This is a genomic window from Acinetobacter sp. S40 (assembly GCF_016624705.1).
Taxonomy (GTDB): Bacteria; Pseudomonadota; Gammaproteobacteria; order Pseudomonadales; family Moraxellaceae; genus Acinetobacter.
In genome coordinates, this window is record NZ_JACVTU010000033.1 from 1 (window position 1) to 1257 (window position 1257).

General features: G+C 42.5%; 1 protein-coding gene and 1 pseudogene. Both read left to right on the plus strand.

From position 1 onward, the window contains the following. Window positions 1-501, plus strand: a 501-nt coding sequence (locus IAE19_RS16420; RefSeq protein WP_200461971.1) for a hypothetical protein, incomplete at its 5' end; no start/stop codon positions are given. Between the two features lie 27 nt (window positions 502-528). Further along, a pseudogene (locus IAE19_RS16425) lies at window positions 529-1257 on the plus strand (CAP domain-containing protein); the annotation flags it as partial.

Here is a 1257-nt window from a genome sequence, read left to right on the forward strand (position 1 = left end):
GCCAAACTCTTTTCCTTTGGTGCTTTCGGCTATATCTTCTTTGGCTTTGACCTGTTCTGGTTTGTGATCATTTACTACCTCTATCAATATGGAAATACCTACTTTGATGGGATGACCGAACAACTGAAACGTCAAGGTGAAACTTTTAATTATCAAAACCGTGGGGTCTGGATAAACAGCCAAGATAAAACCATCATCCTGTTTGATCAGCCAGATCAACGCTTAGTCAAATATCCTTTTGACTATATAACTTCTGTTGGACATTACAATCTGGTTGAAGACCGCTTCAGAACGACAACCACGATGATCAGTAACCCAATGATGGGAACCCATGTTAATCAGCAAGTCCATCGGACACCGATGAAACGAGAGTTTCAAGTCAATATTGGAACACGAGATCAATTTAAACCGAATTACAGCCTTAAAGTATTGTTTCCTTGGCGTAGTCCAAAAATGGCCAGTGAAATCCGTCAACTCCTTTCGGCTGATCATTATCAATAACAATATATAAATATAAGGCAGTCAATCATGATGATTTCAAAAACCTTTATGCCATCTGTGCTGATGCTGGCAATCAGCACAGTCATGGTCGGATGTGGAGGCGGTGGTTCGGGAGGAGAGTCCAGTTCATCAAATGGCGGTGGAACGGAAAATCCAAATAACGGCAATACCAATCCTAAGCCAGTGGCCTGTGCTGAAAGCCAATATCTGGAAGAGGGCACTTGTAAAAACAAGGCAGTACAAAATATTCAGGCATTCCCATTGAGTACACTGGTTCAAGGTCACAGCTATCCATTATCATTAAATACAGATCAAGGTCTGGCAGTAACATTTAGCAGTAACACACCCAATATCTGTAGTGTAAGTGGTAATGAACTCAAAGCCCTAAAGGTTGGGCAGTGTACTCTGGCACTGACACAGGCAGGGACAGCAAAAGTTCGAGCATTGAATAGCAGCATGACCGTCAATGTGATTTGTGCGGCTGAGCAATATTTAGAAAATAATGTGTGTGTCAATAAGCTCAAGCAAACCATTACCCCACTTAAAATGAAATACATTCTGACGGAGAGTGTGTATTCACTGGATACTGAATCCAGTGCCAAACTGCCTGTCACGATCAGCAGCCTTTCTTCATCAACCTGTACGTATAGTCAAGGCGAACTCAAAGGGATTGGTGCGGGTGTATGTACCCTTAAACTCACACAGGAGGGTGATACCAAAACATTGGCAGCAGCCAGTCAGACCATCAGTTTTGAT